This is a genomic window from Brevibacillus sp. SKDU10, from assembly GCF_001645205.1.
Lineage (GTDB): Bacteria > Bacillota > Bacilli > Brevibacillales > Brevibacillaceae > Brevibacillus_B > Brevibacillus_B halotolerans.
Genome location: NZ_LSSO01000110.1, coordinates 1 through 870 on the forward strand (window position 1 = coordinate 1; position 870 = coordinate 870).

Here is an 870-nt window from a genome sequence, read left to right on the forward strand (position 1 = left end):
CGGAAGGTGGACCAAGACGGAGACCGCCGCCACCGTGCCCCCCCCGGCCACCGCAGGCTCCACCCCCGCAACCAACAAGGATAGTACCGGTTATACCAGCAGCATTACTGCCTCCTACCCCTCCATTGACCAATAGGCTTCCGGTAATAGTAGGCAAGCTCGAGGAAATTAGGTGAATAATACCACCACCTCCGCCACCTCCGCCTCCTTCACCATCTCCACCATTATCATTCCAGCCATTGGCTCCATTGCCTCCGTTCGCGCTAATTGTACCCGCTACATTAATTGTGCCTTGTGCTGCGGAAACAATAATTCCACCTGCACCTCCACCCGTACCTACAATTCCTTGCCCAACTGTTTGTGGATTTGTGCCGTTGTTGCCATTAGCAATAATAGAAGCTCCACTTGAGATCTGGATGTTTCCTTGAGCGAGTAAGACTAATGCGCCTCCTCCCTCGCCTCCAGTTCCTTGCAATACACTGTTTCCTGCTCCTCCAGCATCCGCTTGCGGTAGCTTGATCTGAGCAGCTTGCAAAATGCTAAGTCCAATTCCTCCATTAAATGGTCCAGCATCCGCAAGCGATACGCCTGCATTTGGAGCACCATTGCCTGAATCCATGGCTCCAGGCAATACCAAAATAGTTCCCGTTACTACGATATTTGAAGCTGATTGTAATACGACACCGCTTGGAACAATTAACGTACCGGCAATGATAATGCTTGAAAACTGTAAATTTAAGCCTGCTGGGAGCAACGCCACACCTGCTGGCGTACTTACATCTAAAATTTGCCCAAAAGGTACAAGAAGCGGACCTGCTGAGCCATCTCCAAAGACACCGATGGCTCCTGTTGTCCCTGTTGCTCCTGTCG

At 51.1% G+C, this 870-nt stretch carries 1 pseudogene; it reads right to left on the reverse strand.

Features of this window, described 5'->3' with window-relative positions:
* Positions 1-870, reverse strand: a pseudogene (locus tag AYJ08_RS23885) (hypothetical protein); the annotation flags it as partial.